The sequence below is a fragment of the Mycolicibacter acidiphilus genome (genome assembly GCF_018455725.1).
Lineage (GTDB): Bacteria > Actinomycetota > Actinomycetes > Mycobacteriales > Mycobacteriaceae > Mycobacterium > Mycobacterium acidiphilum.
Genome location: NZ_JAHCLR010000005.1, coordinates 65,794 through 81,595 on the forward strand (window position 1 = coordinate 65,794; position 15,802 = coordinate 81,595).

Sequence of the window (15,802 nt, forward strand, 5' to 3'; positions counted from 1 at the left end):
TTCGCTGAGTGTGCCGGTTGTGTGCGCGAATTCGACTCCGCCACGAACACAACCTGCACAGTCGGTGCTGCTGTGGATGGCGGCACACGTCATACGGCCGGTAGTGCCAACATCCCGGCATGAGCATCGGAGACCGGCCGTTTCTTGGACGGCAGGCGGTGCGGCGCGGGCAGTTGACGGCCCACGCTCTGCGCCGTGACCATCGCAGGATCTATCGCAACGTCTATCTGCGTAACGACGTGGTCGTGACGCCACTCAACAGGGCACTCGCAGCCTGGCTGTGGTCGGGCGGCACCGCAATCCTGACCGGACTGACGGCAGCGGCAGTGCACGGGACCAAGTGGCTCGATGCTGCACATCCGGCTGAGTTGAACCGGCTGAACCGGCGGCATCCGCCGGGGATCATCGCGCACAGTTACGACCTGGCTGTCGGGGAAACCTGTCTCAGAGCGGGAATGCGCATCACGACGCCTGCACGCACCGCATTCGATATCGGCTGCACACTGCCGTCTTCGCAGGCGGTCCCGATCCTCGATGCTCTGGTGCGGGCGACGGGCGTAGCCGTCGACGACGTCGCCGCGCTAGCCGACGTGAAGCCCGGTGCCCGTGGCGTCCGGCGGCTGCAGTCGATGCTGCCGTTGATCGACGGCGGCGCGGAATCCCCGCCGGAGAGCCGACTCCGGCTGCTGCTGGTGCGAGCGGGGTTGCCGGCGCCTGAAACGCAGATTCAGTTCTTCGACGAGTACGGTCGTGCGTTCATCAGGGTGGACATGGGCTGGCGGCAATGGAAGGTCGCGGTCGAATACGACGGCGCCCAGCACTGGTCGGACCGCTACCAGCGGTCCTGGGACATCGATCGGATCGCGACTCTGGAGGAGATGGGTTGGGTGGTCGTCCGGGTGAGCGCCGAACTGCTGTCTCGCCCGCACGTCGTCGTCGACCAGGTGAGAGCCAAGTTGCGAGCTGCCGGCTGCCCGATCTGACCGCCGAGTGTGCCGGTTGTGCACCCGGATTTGCTGATCTGGCGCGCACAACCTACACAGTCGGCGCGGACTGGCGACCGCGCACCAACTTCCCCGGCCGCGCGGCGGTGGGTTTGCCGTTCTCCGCGATGATCTCCCCGGAGACGATCGTCGCCACGTACCCGTCGGCGGTCTGATCCAGCCGCCGCCCCCCGGCGGGCAGGTCGTAGACGACTACCGGCTTGTGCAACCGCAACCCCGCATGGTCGATCACGTTGAGGTCGGCCTTGTAGCCCACCGAGATCCGGCCGCGGTCCAATAGGCCCGCCACCCGGGCGGGCACCGACGTCAGCTCGCGCACAGCTGCCGGCACCGACAGCCGCCCCGCGGCGCGGTCCCGGGTCCAATGCGTCAGGAAATACGTGGGATAGCTTGAGTCGCAGATCATCCCGTAGTGCGCACCGCCGTCGCCGAGGCCCAGGATGACGTCGTCGCGGCGCAGCAGCGCGCCGACGGTGTCCAGCGAGTTGTCCTGGAAGTTCGCGAGTGCGTCGAGCAGGATGGCGTGGCCGTCATCGTCGAGCAGGCGGTCGTAGGCCTCCTCGGCCGGGGACACCCCGCGCGCCCGGGCGCGTGCGGCGATGCTCTGTGACGCATCCGGTTCGTAGTCGGCGTCGTCGCCGAGCGGGAACAGCCAGTCCCAGGACTGTGCCAGGTAGACGATCGGGTTGGCCGGCACGATGCTCGGCTTGTCGGCCAGAATCCGTTGGCGCACCTCGGGTTTGCGCATCAGCGCCACGCGCTCCGCCAAAGGCAGGCCGGCGATCTCCCGGTAGCTCGGGTACAGCACGAAGGGGTTGATGCTGCAGTCCAGGCCGACGATCAGCCCGATCGGCCGCGGGAACACCTGCGCGGTCACCGACGCCCCGGATGCGTTGGCCCGCTCCACCATCGTCACCGCGTCCCGCCACATCTGGGCGCCGGCGTTACCGATCAGCAGCGTGAACGTCACCGCCAGGCTGGCGTCGGTGGCGGCGTCGAACACCTGCTGCAGCACCGGTTGGTAGTCGCCGTCGGGGATGTCCGGCACGAACTGGATCAGCCCGCCGCCGCCCTCGGCGATGCCACGCCCGATCTCCAGGATCTCCGGGTAGGCGGCGTCGTAGCTGGGGATCTGGGCGCCGGTGCGGGTGCGGTGGGTGTTCAGCCGCGACGACGAGAACCCCAGCGCCCCGACCTCGGCGGCCTCCTTCGCCAGCGCCCGCATCCTCGCCAGATCGGCCGGCGTGGCCTCCTCCCGATCGACGCCGCGCTGGCCCATCACATACACCCGCAGCGGTGAGTGCGGCAGGAACGCGGCCACGTCGATGTCGCGGGCGTGCGCGTCGACGGCATCCATGAACTGCGGGAACGTCTCCCACGTCCAGTGCAGGCCGTCGGTCATCACCACACCCGGGATGTCCTCGACGCCGGCCATCAGGTCCACCAGCACCTCATGGTCGCTCTGCCGACACGGCGCGAACCCCACCCCGCAGTTGCCGATCAGCGCCGTCGTCACGCCGTGCGCCGACGACGGGTTGAGCCGATCCGACCAGATCGACTGCCCGTCGTAATGGGTGTGCAGGTCGACGAAGCCCGGGGTGACCAGCAGTCCGGTCGCGTCGATCACCTGCTGCGCGTCACCGACCACCGCCCCGACCGCCACGATCCGGCCGTCGCGCACCGCGACATCACCGACGTACGGGTCCCCGCCCATGCCGTCGATGATGGTGCCGTTGCGGATAAGCAGGTCGAAGCTCATCTAAAAAATCTACGCCCACCGCGGCGTAGCGTCACCGGTATGACGACAGACGCCGACGCCACCCGGGAGTTGTTGTGCGACGCGTTCACCCGCCTGATCGAACACGCCGACGAACTCACCGACGGGCTCACCGCTGAGGAGGCCGACTGGCGGCCGACACCCGAGGCCAACAGCATCGCCTGGCTGCTCTGGCACAGCGCCCGGGTGCAGGACATCCAGGTCGCGCAGATCGCCGGCGACGAGCAGGTGTGGACGCGCGACGGCTGGGTGGAACGGTTCGGCCTGGACCTGCCCCGCGGCGACAGCGGCTACGGCCACCGCCCCGGCGACGTGGCCAAGGTGCACGCGCCGGCCGAACTGCTGGCCGGCTACTACCGGGCGGTGCATGACTTCACCCTCGACTACCTCGCCGGGATCACCGTGGCGGAGCTGGCCCGGGTCGTCGACACGCACTGGAATCCGCCGGTGACCGCCGGGGTGCGACTGGTCAGCATCATCGACGACTGCGCGCAGCACCTGGGGCAGGCCGCGTACCTGCGGGGGATCGCGCCGACGGCGAGTTGACACCTGTCTAAAATCTTTCGAGGCGGCTGCGACCGGCGTCACAGACCCGACTAGCATGGCGCCATGACCGCCACCACACCTGACATCACGCCTGCGGACGAGTTCACCGGCGTCGGCACCATCCTCAACCCCGCCACCGGCGCGGTCGCCGGCGAGGTGCGCTGGACGGACCCGGCCGGCATTGACGCGATCGCCGCCGACCTGCGCCGCGCCCAGCGGGACTGGGAGCAGCGCGGCGCCAAGGGGCGGGCCAAGGCGCTGGCCCGGTTCGCGGTTTGGCTCGACGACCACCGCGGCGAGATCGAGGACCTGCTGATCGCCGAGACCGGCAAGTCCGCCTCCGACGCCGCGGTCGAGGTGACGCTGCTGGTGATGATCCTGTCCTACGTCATCAAGACCATGGAGAAGGCGCTGGCCCCCGAGCACCGCCCGGCGTCGCTGCCGATCCTGGCGATCAAGAAGATCACCGTCTACTACCGGCCGCGCCCGGTGGTGGGGATCATCGCGCCGTGGAACTATCCGGTGGCCAACGCACTGATGGACGCGATCGGTGCGCTGGCGGCGGGCTGCACGGTGCTGCTCAAGCCGTCCGAGCGCACCCCGCTCACCGCGGAGGTGCTGCGGCGCGGCTGGCTGGAATCCGGCGCCCCGGACGTGCTGGCGGTGGTGCAGGGGGCGCGTGCGGTCGCCGAGGCCGTCGTCGACAACTCCGACTACGTGCAGTTCACCGGATCCACGGCCACCGGCCGCAAGGTGGCCGAGCGGGCCGCGCGGCGGCTCACCCCGGTCAGCCTGGAGCTGGGCGGCAAGGACCCGATGATCGTCTGCGAGGACGCCGACATCGAACTGGCCGCGCACGCCGCGGTGTGGGGTGCGATGTTCAACGCCGGGCAGACCTGCGTGTCGGTGGAGCGGGTGTACGTGCTCGAGCAGGTCTACGACAAGTTCGTCGAGGCGGTCGTGCGCGACGTCAACGAACTGCAGATGGGCGCCGGTGAGGGCCACCACTTCGGCGCGATGATCGACGACAGCCAAGTGTCGATCGCCGCCCGGCACGTCGACGAGGCGGTGGCCGCCGGGGCGCGGGCACTGACCGGCGGCAAGCGACCCAACGGTGTCGGCAGCTTCTACCCGCCGACCGTGCTGGTCGACGTCGACCACTCGATGACCTGCATGACCGAGGAGACCTTCGGCCCGACGCTGCCGATCATGAAGGTCGCCGGCGTCGACGAGGCGATCCGGCTGGCCAACGACAGCCCGTACGGCCTGAGCGCCTCGGTGTTCTCCGGGGATGTCTCCCGAGCCAAGGACATTGCGGTGCAACTGGATTGCGGCGCGGTCAACATCAACGACGTGATCTCCAACCTGATGTGCACGACGGCGCCGATGGGCGGCTGGAAGTCGTCGGGCATCGGCGCACGGTTCGGCGGCGCCGACGGCATGCGCAAGTTCTGCCGGCAGGAGGCGGTCGTCGCACCGCGCACCAACGTCGGCGCGGGCGGCAACTACTACCACAATTCGCTGAAGCGGCTGGCGGCCACCACCAAGATGATCACGCAGGTCGCGCTGCGACGGCCGCGCCGCGCCGCAAAGTAGTGCGGTTCGTCGCGGCGACGCTGTGCTGGCTGCTCGCCACGGCGGCCCTGGCGGCGGCGCTGCCGGTGACGTGGTTGCAGTGCAACGTGATTGACCCCTCCGGCTACGCGCGGCTGGCACAGCGGGCCGCGGCCGATCCGACGCTGCAGCAGGCGGTCGCCGCCGAACTCAGCGTCCAGGCGGTGCGTCTGATCGCCGCGCACGGGTACACCGTCGACCCGGCGGAGGTGCGCGACGCCGCGTCCGACTACACGGCCGGGCGCGCATTCCCGGCGCAGTTCGTGCGGCTCAACCGGGATGCGCACGATTGGCTTTTCAAGCGTGGGCGGACCGGTCCTTGGGTGATCGACGTGGAACCGATGTTGCGCGACACCGCATTTGCATCGCTGCTGACCGATCGCGGTGTCGAGATGCCGAAGACGCTGCCGATCCGGATGGCACCGCCAGGGGCCGACGAAGATCAGTCCGGTGCGCTGCAACCGTTGACGCGCTGGGGGCCGGTCCTGGCACTCGGGCTGGCGGCGCTGGCCGGGGTCTGCGCCGTGCTGACCGTCGGCGTCGCCCGGCACCGCGGCCGGGCGTTGGCTGCGCTCGGGGTCGCCGCGCTGCTGGTGGGGGCGGCCGGCTGGGCGGGGCTGGAGACCGGGCGGCGCTACCTGAGCCGTGCGCTGGCCGAGACCACCGCCGACGTCCGCCGGATCGCCGACGTGCTGGCCGATCTCGCCGAGGACAGCCTGCACGGCTGGTTCAACGGCGCCCTGGCCGGCGGTGCCGCGCTGGTGGTGGTCGGGGCACTGGTGGCGATGCTGGGCGCGGTGACCCGACGGTCGAGCCGGGTCACCGGCCGGGCGGCAGCATTTCGAAGCCGGTGATCACCGTGTTCACCGCGTCGGTGTAGGCCGGATCGTCGGCGTTGGCGGCCTGCATGGTGACCGTCGCCGCGTACATGGTGTCGCCGAACGCGGCGACGACGGTCAGCGCGGTTGCGCGGCGTTCCTGCAGCGGCCCGTCGGCGGGCAGGGTGAAGGTTGCGGTCCGGGCGCGGTAGCCGCATCGTGTCGTCGGGGTGCTGACCAGGTCGGTGGCCCCGACTCGGCTGACCCCCGCCTCCTCCTCGTCGAACACCTCGTCCTCGTCGGTCACACCCGGCTTCGATTCGAGGGTGACGACGGTGGTCGGGGCGAACCCATCGGCGGCCAGCTCGTCGTTGCGCAGCACGTAGCGGACCAACTCGGAGTCCAACTGGGTGATCCGGACCCAGCCCGGCAACTCCGGGATGCGCAGGCCCGGCTCATCCGCCCCCCGCGGGTCGATCGACACCAGTGGCGCCGACACCGGCTCGCACGCGGACGGCGTGGCGGTCGGGGTGGCGTCGGATTCGACGGCGCCGTGGGCACCCGGCTCCGGCACCGCTGATCCGGGCACCAGGGTCGTGCACGAGGTGAGCAACGCCGTCGCCGCCGCGGCGGAAGCCGCCAGCAGCACAACTCGTCGGGTCAACGTCGTCCTCCCGCCAGTTACGGTGTCACCACCGTCAGCAGATCACGGCACGGGCTGCGCCGTCGACCCGGCATCCGCCGCCTGCGGCTCGACGTGCTTGCCGGCCTGCTGGTGCAGCCGCAGTTCGGTGCGCAGCGCCTCGTCGAGGGCCCGGTTCATCGCGGCGTGCGACGACTGGGTGGCGACCCGCCGCATGGTCGCGACCAGGTCGGTCGCCCAGGCGTTCTCGTCGGCGGTGGCCGGCATCCAGCCGGGGCCGCGCTGCCGAGCGACCTCCTCGCGGGCGGCGCCGGTCAGCACCCGGGCCGCCTCCTCGAGTTTCTCGTTCATCCGGACGTGGACGTCGATCAGCGTCGGCAGGTCCATGCCGCGTTCGATCAGCGCCGCGAAGTTGTCGATCGCGTCCAGGTCGGTGATCGTGAACGACTCCGGCGCGTCGGTGGGCCGGATCAGCCCGGCGTCGACCAGCCCGGCCAGCCCGGCCGGGTCGATCGGCCCCAGCCGCTGCTCCAGATCCGCCACCGACAGCGTGCCCTCCGGCGAATCCGACCAGCGCTGGGCGAGCAGGTCCGTCAGATCGGGCACGTCGAGCACGTCGGCGAGGCCGGCGCCGCGCTGCAGCCCGGTCAGGAACCGGGTGATGTGCTTGATGGTGAACCCGTCGCCCAGCAGTCGGTTGATCGCCCGTAACTGCCGCAGATGCCAGTCGTCGTAGATCGCCGTCCTGCCGCGCCGTGTCGGCCGCGGCAGCAGCCCCCGCTCCTGATACCCCCGGATGTTCCGGGTCGTCGTCCCCGACGCGCGCGCCAGGTCGTCGATCCGGTATTCGGTCATGACGTCACAGTCTGCCTTGCGGTGATCTTGTAGTCCGCCAAATCGAGGTTCTTGAGCTGATTGACGTACTGGGTGGCGAACCCGGGGAACATCGTCGCGTTGAACCCGTCGTCGGTGAGGTACCAGCTCTGGCAGCCGGAGTTCCAGGTGGTCGCCTTCAGCCGCCGCTGGATGTCCTCGTTGTAGGCGTCCTGGATCTCCTCGCGCGCGTCGATCGACGTCCAGTCATGCTGCAGCAGCGTCGATATCGCATCGGTGATGTAGTTGATCTGCGCCTCCATGTACACCAGCGCCGAGCTGTGCCCCGGGCCGGAGTTGGGCCCGAACGTGAAGAACAGGTTCGGGTAACCCGACACCGCCACGCTGCGGTAGGCGTAGCCGCCGCCCTTCCACTCGGTCGCCAGGTCCCGGCCGTCGAGCCCGGTGACCGGGTACGGGGTGCCGGCCTTGCAGACGTCGAACCCGGTGGCGAAGACGATGCAGTCGAACTGGTGCTCGATGCCCTCCACCGTGCGGATTCCCTTGGGGGACAACCGGGCGATCGGCCAGGTGACCAGCTTGCAGTTGTCGGCCTGCAGCGCCGGGTAGTAGTCGTTGGTCAGCAGCAGTCGCTTGCAGCCCGCCGAGAAGTCCGGCTTCAGCTGACGCCGCAGCCACGGGTCCTTGACCTGCCAGCGTAGGTGCGCGGTGCTGACGGCCTCCACGACACGGGTGAACGGGCTGTCCCACACCACACCCAGTGCCACCGACTCGTGGCCCCAGAACCAGGCCGCGCGGGCGAGGCGCTGGCTGAGTGGGAAGTTGCGGTACAGGCTCTTGAGCGGCCCGCTGGTCGCCTTGTCCGGCTTCGGCAGCACCCAGCCGGGGGTGCGCTGGAAGACCTTGACGCTGTCGGCCTGCTTGACCAGTTCCGGGATGATCTGCACCGCACTGGCTCCGGTGCCTACGACGGCGACCTTCTTGCCGGTGAAGTCGTAGTCGTGATCCCAGCGGGCACTGTGGATCTTGTGGCCCTCGTAGGTCTCGATCCCGCGGATCGCCGGGAAGCTGGCGTTGGCCAGCGGCCCGGAGCCGACGATGACGGTGCGGGCGCGGACGGCCTTGCGCTTGTCGAACGTGATCGTCCACTCGCCGGCGGCCGCGTCGTAGGTCAGGCCGGTGACGTTATGCCCGAACTTGATGTGCGGCTTGAGGTCCCGCGACTCGACCATGTGATCGATGTAGCCGAGGATCTCCGCGCTGCCCGAGTAGGTGTGCGACCAGTCCGGGTTCGGCGCGAAGCTGTACGAGTACAGCCGGGACGGGATGTCGCAGGCTGCGCCCGGATAGGTGTTGTCCCGCCAAGTGCCGCCGACGGCGTCGCCGCGCTCGAAGATGACGAAGTCGTCGACGCCCTTGTCCTTCAGGCGGATTGCTGAGCCGATGCCGGCGAAACCGGCACCGATGATCGCTACGGAAATGGTCATGTCGTCCGTCCTCACGCAACCGGCTCGTAGGTCAGTTCCTGCGACCAGGTGGGCGTGCGTTGCACCAGCGGCATCGGGATCAGGCCGGTCACCTTCACCAGCGAATCGGCCATCCAGTGGTACTTCGACTTCCGGTTGATGACGTTGCGGGCCTGCCAGGAGATCACCTGGTACATCGGCAGTCGGCGGGCGAACTCGCTGCGCTCGCCGACCTTCTGGAAGCGGCCCAGCGCCACGTACAGGCTCTCCTCGTTGACCCCCATCGCGATGACGTTGTCGCGCATCTTGTTCAGCAGTGGGATGTAGCTGAGCACACCGATCAGGAACGTCGGCTTGATCCAGCCGCCGACCAACTCGATCAGCAGCTTGCGCATCGCGGTGTGGCCGAGCAGGTCCATCACCTCGAAATCGACGGCCAGGTGCCGGGATTCGTCGGAGTTGATCCGCCTGAACGCCTCCTGGGCCACCGGGTCCTTCACTTCGTCGGTGATGAACTTGATCAGCGCGCCGTCCAGTGCGACCTCGAGCATCGGGATGACGGTGCCCAGGAACGACAGCGACATGTCGTCGGAGTGCTTGTCGAGGAAGTTGATGATCAACTGCACGTTGACGTTGGGGGCCGGGATCTCGTCGTCGTCGAGCATCCCCCAGCGCCGCATCAGCGCCAGTTCGGCGTTGGCGTGCTTCTGCTCCTCGGCGTGGAAGTGCTCGTAGATGCTCTTCAGCGTCGGGGTGGGGGCCTTCTTGGCCAGCGCGGCGAAACCGCGGGCGCCGACGTTCTCGATCCACATCAGGTCGGCCATGAACGGCTTGAGTTTGGCGTGCAGTTCGTCATCGATCAGTTCGGCGCCGGGGGCGTCCCAGTCGATGTCTGCCAGCGCCCACTGCTTGTCCTTGATCTTCTGCAGCATGCTGTCGAAATCCATTGCCATGGCGGTGATTCCTTTCTAGAGCGGGGAGTTGGTCAGTTGTCGGGGAGCACACGGGCGAGCAGGCCGGCGCCGCGTGCGTAGGGGCCGGGGAAGTGCCGCTTGAGATGCCAGATGACGTTGGCGTCGAACTGCGGGACCACATACAGCCGGCCGCGGTCGTTGGCGTCCAGGGTCTGCGCGGCGACCTTCTCCGGGGAGAGGCCGGTCCACGCCATCAGCCGGTCGGCCAGGCTTGATGCGCCCGCGGTGATCCGGCCGTCCTTGGCGACGTTGGTCTTGACGAACGTCGGGCAGAGCACGGTGATGTTGACGCCGCTGCCGGACAGTTCGGCGGCCATCGTCTCCGACAGCGACATGACGCCGGCCTTGGAGACGTTGTAGGGGCCCATCACCGGGGCGGCGGCGAAACCGGCCGCCGAGGCGACGTTGATGATCCCGCCGCGGCCGGCCTCGCGCAGCAGCGGTGTGAACACCTCGCAGCCGTAGATGACGCCCCACAGGTTGATCCCGAGCGCCCAGTCCCAGTCGTCGAGTCCGATCTCGCCGACCGGTTTGCCGCCGATCCCGACGCCGGCGTTGTTGATCACCAGCGTCGGCGGCCCGTTGAAGATCTCCTGTGCCAGCTTGGCCAGTGTCGCCACGTCGTCGCGGGATGAGACATCGCAGGTGACCGGGTGGCCGCTGCCGACGCCGAGGTCCGCGATGAGTTTGGCGGTCTCGGTGGCCCGGTCGGCGTCGATGTCCGCGCAGACGACGTCGCCGCCACGGCGGGCCAGTTCCAGCGCGAAGGCCCGGCCGATGCCGCTGCCGGCGCCGGTGACGACGGCCTTGGCGTTCGCCGAGATGTGCTTGTTGAAGAGGTTGTCCAGTGGACCGAGCATCAGCTCACTTCCTGTTCGGTGTGATCGGTGGCGTACACGGCGGCGATGAAGTCGGCGGCCCGGCGCAGCGCCTGCTTGGCCTCGGGGGCGATGCGCGGCAGCGCCTGGAAGACGTGGACCTGACCCGGCCAGACCTCCAGCGTCGCGTCGCCGCCGTGGCGGGTCAGCTGATCGGCCAGGTAACGGGCGTCGGCGGCGAGCATCTCGGCCCCGCCGACCTGGACCAGCAGCGGCGGCAACCGGTCGGCGCGGGTGAAGTCGAGGCGCAGTCGCGGGTTGTCGGGGTTGTGCCCGCGGGTGTACAGCGCCACCACCTCGCGGGCCGCGCCGGCCGACATCGCCGGGTCACGGCCGGCGATCTTCTCCTGCCGCTCGGCGAGGTCCAGGGTGAGGTCGATCAGCGGCGAGAACAACGTGACGCCGGCGGGCTGGAATCCGGGCTCGTCGGCGTGGGCCAGCAGCAGGTCGCAGATCAGGTGCCCGCCCGCGGAGTCGCCGGCGAACACGATGTCGGACGCGGCGAAGCCCTGGGTGAGCAGCCAGCGATAACCGGCGGCGACGTCGTCGGCCGCAGTTGGGAAGCGGTGCTCGGGGGCGAGTCGGTAGTCCACCACGAACACCGGCAGGCCGGTGGCCTCCGACAGCCGGGCGACGATCTTGCGGTGGGTGCGCGCCGAGCAGATCACGTACGCGCTGCCGTGCACGTAGTAGATCGCCCGGTTTCGTGCGGCACCCATGCTGACGCCGGGGGCGAGCACCCACTCGCCGCGCACGCCGGGCGCCCGCACCGGTGTGACCGTGGTGCCGCGCGGCTTGGACCCGCCGACGCCCATGATCGTGGCGATCAGGCCCCGGGAGAACCACACGCCGGCGGTGTTGGTGGGGATGATCCCGGTCAGCACGCCCAGCGTGTACCGGGTGAGGAAGGCGGTGACCTTCGAGCGGGTCGAGGCGACCGTGGGCACCTGCGGACAGGACTGCATGAGATCAAACGACACCAGAAACCGTGCCAGTTGTCAATGGCACGGTTGTTAACGGCGAATTGGTACTCCCAGCGGGTCGGGCGTGTGCGCTGAGATCGCCGTCAGGGTCGTGAATCGCCGTCGAGTGCAACCGTGGTGGCAATCTCGACGTATCGGGCGGGCCGTGAGTCGCTCAGTGCCGACCCAGCGTCTCCCAGAGGAACGCGAAGCTCAGCGCCGACTTGAACGCGGCCTGCGCGTTGTCAGCCGCCCCGCCGTGGCCGCCCTCGATGTTCTCGTAGTAGGACACCCGGTGCCCGGCCGCCTCCAGTGCCGCCGTCATCTTGCGGGCGTGCCCCGGATGCACCCGGTCATCGCGGGTGGAGGTGGTCATCAGCAGCGGCGGATACGTCGCGTCGGCCGAGATGTGCTGGTACGGCGAGTATTCGCCGATGAACGCCCAGTCGTCCGGGTCGTCCGGGTCGCCGTACTCGGCCACCCAGGACGCGCCGGCCAGCAGCAGGTGATAACGGCGCATGTCCAGCAGCGGCACCTGGCAGACCAGGCCGCCGAACAGTTGCGGGTACTTGGTGAGCATGATGCCCATCAGCAGGCCGCCGTTGCTGCCACCCTGTGCGCCCAGCTGTGCCACCGTGGTGATGCCACGCTCCACCAGATCCGTTGCGACCGCGGCGAAGTCCTCGGCCACCAGGTGCCGGCCCGCCCGCATCGCCTGGGTGTGCCAGGTCGGCCCGTACTCGCCGCCGCCGCGGATGTTCGCCAGCACGTAGGTGCCGCCGCGGGCCAGCCAGAGCCGGCCCAGCACCCCGCCGTAGCCGGGTGTCTGCGACACCTCGAAGCCGCCGTAGCCGCCCAGCAGGGTCGGGCCGGTGGCGTTCGGCGGGCGCACCACGAAATACGGGATCTGCGTGCCGTCCTTGGAGGTGGCGAAATGCTGGGTGACGCTGATGCCGTCGGCGTCGAAAAACGCCGGTGCGGACTTGATCTCGGTCAACGGTCCGTCCACCGCGCCGTGCAGCAGCCGGGACGGCCGGTCGAATCCGCTGGAGTCCAGGAAGATCTCATCACCGGTGTCGTCGGCCGCCACGATCACCGTGTTCGTGTTGGGCGGCACGTCGGCCACCGGCACGCGCTGCCAGTCGCCGGGCGTGACGATCTCGACCCGGCTGGCGACATCCGCCAGCGTGACGATCACCAGCTTGTCCCGGGTCCACGCGTAGTGGTTCAGCGCGGTGTGTGCGTCGGGTTCGAACACCACCGTCAACTCCGCTGTGCCGGCGAGAAATTCGTCGTAGTCGGCGGCCAGCAGCGCACCCGCCGGATATGACGCGGTTCCGGTGACCCAGTCGGTGCGCAACTCGATCAGCAGCCACTGCCGGTGCGTCGAGACCGTCGCGTCGGTGGGAGCGTCGATCCGGATGAGCTCCAGATCGTCGGGCAGGCCGCGCAGTTCATAGATCTCTTCGTTGAAGAAGTCGATCGCCCGGGAGATGAAGACCCGCTCGAAACCCGGTGTGCGGTCGGTGCCGGCGCCCACCGTCACGTCCTCGCGGGACCCGGTGAACAGGGTGCGGGCCTGCGGCAGCGGCTCGCCGCGCCGCCAGAGCTTGACGATCCGCGGATAGCCCGAATCGGTCAGTGAATCCTCACCGAAGTCGGTGCCCACCAGCACGGTGTCCGGGTCCGCCCAGGCGATCCGGCTCTTCGCCTCGGTCAATTCGAAACCGTCGGTGACGAATTCCCGTGTCTCCAGGTCGAATTCACGCACCACCGCGGCGTCGGCCCCGCCACGCGACAGGGTGATCAACGCCCGGGTGCGCTCCGGCTCGATGACGTTCGCGCCGCCCCACACCCAGTTCTCGTCGTCGGCCCGGGCGAGTTCGTCGACATCGAGGAGCACGTCCCACTCCGGTGCGTCGCTGCGGTAGCTCTCCAGTGTGGTGCGCCGCCACAGCCCTCGCGGGTTGTCGGCGTCGCGCCAGAAGTTGTGCAGGAATTCGCCGCGCCGGCGCACATATGGGATGCGGGCGTCGGTGTCGAACACCTCCAGCGCGGCGGTGCGCATCGCCTCGAAGTCGTCACCGGAGAACCGCGCCAGCGTCGGCGCATTGTGGGCGCGCACCCAGTCCAGGGCGTCGTCGCCAGTGACGTCTTCCAGCCACAGATACGGGTCCTCGGGTGCTGCATTGGGCAGGGAAGGCATGGAAGACATTGTGCCGACGACGGTAGTGTGAGCTGTATAACACCGTCCTACGAGGAGTGAGGCCAGATGACCGTCTACGCCCGTCCGGGTTCGCCAGACGCACTGATGAGCTACGAGTCCCGCTACGGCAACTTCATCGGTGGTCAATGGGTGGCGCCGGTGGGTGGCGAGTACTTCGAGAACAGCACGCCGGTCACCGGTCAGGTGTTCTGCGAGGTGCCGCGCTCGACCGCGGCCGACATCGACCTGGCCCTGGACGCCGCGCACGCCGCCGCGCCGGCCTGGGGCAAGACCGCCCCGGCCAAACGGGCGGCGATCCTGAACACGATCGCCGACCGGATCGACGCGCACCGCGAGCAGCTGGCGGTGGCCGAGGTGTGGGACAACGGCAAGCCGATCCGGGAAGCGCTGGCCGCCGACATCCCCGGCGCCGCCGACCACTTCCGCTACTTCGCCGCGGCCATCCGCACCCAGGAGGGCGCACTGTCCCAGATCGACGAGGACACCGTCGCCTACCACTTCCACGAGCCGCTGGGCGTCGTCGGCCAGATCATTCCGTGGAACTTCCCGATCCTGATGGCCGCCTGGAAACTGGCGCCGGCACTGGCCGCCGGCAACGCCGTCGTCCTCAAGCCTGCCGAGCAGACCCCGGCGTCGATCCTGTACCTGATGAGCCTGATCGGCGACCTGCTGCCGGCCGGAGTCATCAACGTGGTCAACGGATTCGGCGCCGAAGCCGGCAAACCGCTGGCGTCAAGCGACCGGATCGCGAAGATCGCGTTCACCGGGGAGACCACCACCGGCCGGCTGATCATGCAGTACGCCAGCCACAACATCATCCCGGTCACCCTGGAACTGGGCGGCAAGAGCCCGAACATCTTCTTCAACGACGTGCTCGCCGCCAACGACGACTTCCAGGACAAGGCTTTGGAGGGTTTTGCAGGCTTTGCTTTGAACCAGGGCGAGGTGTGCACCTGCCCGTCCCGGTCGCTGGTGCAGGCCGACATTCACGACGAGTTCCTGGAGTTGGCCGCGATCCGCACCAAGGCGATCCGGCAGGGCGATCCGCTGGACTCCACGACGATGATCGGCGCGCAGGCCTCCAACGACCAGCTGGAGAAGATCCTGTCCTACATCGAGATCGGCAAGGAGGAAGGTGCCAGGGCCGTCATCGGCGGGGAGCGCGCCGAACTCGGCGGGGACCTGTCCGGCGGCTATTACATGCAGCCGACGATCTTCTCCGGCCACAACAAGATGCGGGTCTTCCAGGAGGAGATCTTCGGCCCGGTGGTGTCGGTGGCGTCGTTCACCGACTACGACGACGCGATCGCCCAGGGCAACGATACCCTCTACGGGCTGGCTGCCGGGGTGTGGAGCCGTGACGGCAACACCGCCTACCGGGCGGGCCGTGACCTGCAGGCCGGCCGGGTGTGGATCAACTGCTACCACGTCTACCCGGCGCACGCGGCGTTCGGCGGCTACAAGCAGTCCGGCATCGGCCGGGAGAACCACAAGATGGTGCTCGATCACTACCAGCAGACCAAGAACCTGCTGGTGTCCTACTCCGACAAGGCACAGGGCCTGTTCTGATGGGTGTTCCGGACCGGGTGGTCGTCACCGCCGCCGCGGCCGACCTGCTGGTCCGGCTGATGTCCCGGCATGGCCCGCTGATGTTCCATCAGTCCGGCGGCTGCTGCGACGGGTCCGCGCCGATGTGCTACCCGGACGGAGACTTCATCGTCGGCGACCGCGACGTGCTGCTCGGGGTGCTCGATGTGGGTGACGGGGTGCCGGTGTGGATCTCCGGGCCGCAGTTCGAGGCGTGGAAACACACCCAGCTGATCCTCGACGTGGTGGCGGGGCGCGGGGCCGGGTTCAGCCTGGAGGCGCCGGAGGGCATGCGATTCCTGTCCCGCAGCCGGGCTTTCACCGGTGCCGAGAACACCGCGCTGGACGCCGCCGGGGTGATCACCGGCGCCGACTACGAGCGCGGGGAGCGGCCGGCGACGCGAGGTCCGGTGGTGGCCGAGATGCCGGGTGGGCGCGCCGAGCCGCTACCACGCTGAGCGGGAGCGGCGAC

14 protein-coding genes are annotated in these 15,802 nt (G+C 69.0%); 6 read left to right on the plus strand and 8 right to left on the minus strand.

The genetic code is table 11. The features are described from left to right. The first annotated feature begins 119 nt into the window (after nt 1-119). Complete coding sequence (locus KIH27_RS04420; protein ID WP_214091717.1) at nt 120-983, plus strand: endonuclease domain-containing protein; 864 nt, start codon at nt 120-122, stop codon at nt 981-983. 52 nt (nt 984-1,035) lie between these two features. On the opposite strand, the gene KIH27_RS04425 is transcribed toward KIH27_RS04420, so the two are convergent. After that, the gene (locus tag KIH27_RS04425; protein WP_214091718.1) at nt 1,036-2,763 is read right to left on the minus strand and encodes an N-acyl-D-amino-acid deacylase family protein; all 1,728 of its coding nucleotides are present in this window, start codon (nt 2,761-2,763) and stop codon (nt 1,036-1,038) included. A gap of 39 nt (nt 2,764-2,802) precedes the next feature. On the opposite strand from KIH27_RS04425, the gene KIH27_RS04430 reads away from it, so the two are divergent. From KIH27_RS04430 to KIH27_RS04440, 3 genes are all read left to right on the plus strand, one after another. Then, nucleotides 2,803-3,327, plus strand: coding sequence for a mycothiol transferase (locus KIH27_RS04430; RefSeq protein ID WP_214091719.1), 525 nt, complete (start codon nt 2,803-2,805; stop codon nt 3,325-3,327). Nucleotides 3,328-3,390: 63 nt separating this feature from the next. Then, nucleotides 3,391-4,923 carry an aldehyde dehydrogenase family protein gene (locus tag KIH27_RS04435; RefSeq protein ID WP_214091720.1) on the plus strand — a complete coding sequence of 511 codons (1,533 nt, stop codon included), beginning with the start codon at nt 3,391-3,393 and terminating at the stop codon, nt 4,921-4,923. Then, nucleotides 4,923-5,795, plus strand: a complete 873-nt coding sequence (locus tag KIH27_RS04440; protein WP_214091721.1) for a Nif11-like leader peptide family natural product precursor — start codon at nt 4,923-4,925, stop codon at nt 5,793-5,795. The genes KIH27_RS04435 and KIH27_RS04440 overlap by 1 nt, the downstream gene beginning before the upstream one ends. On the opposite strand, the gene KIH27_RS04445 is transcribed toward KIH27_RS04440, so the two are convergent. The 7 genes from KIH27_RS04445 to KIH27_RS04475 form a co-directional block, all read right to left on the minus strand. Next, nucleotides 5,761-6,423, minus strand: a complete 663-nt coding sequence (locus KIH27_RS04445; protein ID WP_214091722.1) for a hypothetical protein — start codon at nt 6,421-6,423, stop codon at nt 5,761-5,763. The two genes, KIH27_RS04440 and KIH27_RS04445, sit on opposite strands and share 35 nt — an antisense overlap. Nucleotides 6,424-6,465: 42 nt before the next feature. Continuing rightward, the gene (locus KIH27_RS04450) at nt 6,466-7,257 is read right to left on the minus strand and encodes a MerR family transcriptional regulator (protein ID WP_214091723.1); all 792 of its coding nucleotides are present in this window, start codon (nt 7,255-7,257) and stop codon (nt 6,466-6,468) included. Continuing rightward, the gene (locus tag KIH27_RS04455; protein WP_214091724.1) at nt 7,254-8,723 is read right to left on the minus strand and encodes a flavin-containing monooxygenase; all 1,470 of its coding nucleotides are present in this window, start codon (nt 8,721-8,723) and stop codon (nt 7,254-7,256) included. The genes KIH27_RS04450 and KIH27_RS04455 overlap by 4 nt, the downstream gene beginning before the upstream one ends. An 11-nt stretch (nt 8,724-8,734) precedes the next feature. Beyond that, nucleotides 8,735-9,655, minus strand: a complete 921-nt coding sequence (locus KIH27_RS04460; RefSeq protein WP_214091725.1) for a ferritin-like domain-containing protein — start codon at nt 9,653-9,655, stop codon at nt 8,735-8,737. Between the two features lie 32 nt (nt 9,656-9,687). Further along, nucleotides 9,688-10,536, minus strand: a complete 849-nt coding sequence (locus KIH27_RS04465; RefSeq protein ID WP_214091726.1) for an SDR family NAD(P)-dependent oxidoreductase — start codon at nt 10,534-10,536, stop codon at nt 9,688-9,690. Beyond that, nucleotides 10,536-11,519 (minus strand): alpha/beta hydrolase, encoded by a 984-nt coding sequence (locus KIH27_RS04470; protein WP_214091817.1) that lies wholly within the window; start codon nt 11,517-11,519, stop codon nt 10,536-10,538. The genes KIH27_RS04465 and KIH27_RS04470 overlap by 1 nt, the downstream gene beginning before the upstream one ends. A 172-nt stretch (nt 11,520-11,691) precedes the next feature. Then, nucleotides 11,692-13,722 carry a prolyl oligopeptidase family serine peptidase gene (locus KIH27_RS04475; RefSeq protein ID WP_284144683.1) on the minus strand — a complete coding sequence of 677 codons (2,031 nt, stop codon included), beginning with the start codon at nt 13,720-13,722 and terminating at the stop codon, nt 11,692-11,694. Nucleotides 13,723-13,788: 66 nt separating this feature from the next. Here KIH27_RS04475 and exaC point away from each other — a divergent pair, with 66 nt between their 5' ends. Next, a complete protein-coding gene (gene exaC, locus KIH27_RS04480) occupies nt 13,789-15,312 on the plus strand; it encodes an acetaldehyde dehydrogenase ExaC (RefSeq protein ID WP_214091728.1) in 1,524 nt (507 codons plus the stop codon). Then, nucleotides 15,312-15,788 (plus strand): DUF779 domain-containing protein, encoded by a 477-nt coding sequence (locus tag KIH27_RS04485; protein WP_214091729.1) that lies wholly within the window; start codon nt 15,312-15,314, stop codon nt 15,786-15,788. The genes exaC and KIH27_RS04485 overlap by 1 nt, the downstream gene beginning before the upstream one ends. Nucleotides 15,789-15,802 lie beyond the last annotated feature (14 nt).

Coding starts and splice junctions, on each gene's coding strand:
- KIH27_RS04420 (WP_214091717.1), top strand. CDS start 120: ATGAGCATCGGAGACCGGCCGTTTCTTGGACGGCAGGCGGTGCGGCGC.
- KIH27_RS04425 (WP_214091718.1), bottom strand. CDS start 2,763: ATGAGCTTCGACCTGCTTATCCGCAACGGCACCATCATCGACGGCATG.
- KIH27_RS04430 (WP_214091719.1), top strand. CDS start 2,803: ATGACGACAGACGCCGACGCCACCCGGGAGTTGTTGTGCGACGCGTTC.
- KIH27_RS04435 (WP_214091720.1), top strand. CDS start 3,391: ATGACCGCCACCACACCTGACATCACGCCTGCGGACGAGTTCACCGGC.
- KIH27_RS04450 (WP_214091723.1), bottom strand. CDS start 7,257: ATGACCGAATACCGGATCGACGACCTGGCGCGCGCGTCGGGGACGACG.
- KIH27_RS04455 (WP_214091724.1), bottom strand. CDS start 8,723: ATGACCATTTCCGTAGCGATCATCGGTGCCGGTTTCGCCGGCATCGGC.
- KIH27_RS04460 (WP_214091725.1), bottom strand. CDS start 9,655: ATGGCAATGGATTTCGACAGCATGCTGCAGAAGATCAAGGACAAGCAG.
- KIH27_RS04465 (WP_214091726.1), bottom strand. CDS start 10,536: ATGCTCGGTCCACTGGACAACCTCTTCAACAAGCACATCTCGGCGAAC.
- KIH27_RS04470 (WP_214091817.1), bottom strand. CDS start 11,519: ATGCAGTCCTGTCCGCAGGTGCCCACGGTCGCCTCGACCCGCTCGAAG.
- KIH27_RS04475 (WP_284144683.1), bottom strand. CDS start 13,722: ATGCCTTCCCTGCCCAATGCAGCACCCGAGGACCCGTATCTGTGGCTG.
- exaC (WP_214091728.1), top strand. CDS start 13,789: ATGACCGTCTACGCCCGTCCGGGTTCGCCAGACGCACTGATGAGCTAC.
- KIH27_RS04485 (WP_214091729.1), top strand. CDS start 15,312: ATGGGTGTTCCGGACCGGGTGGTCGTCACCGCCGCCGCGGCCGACCTG.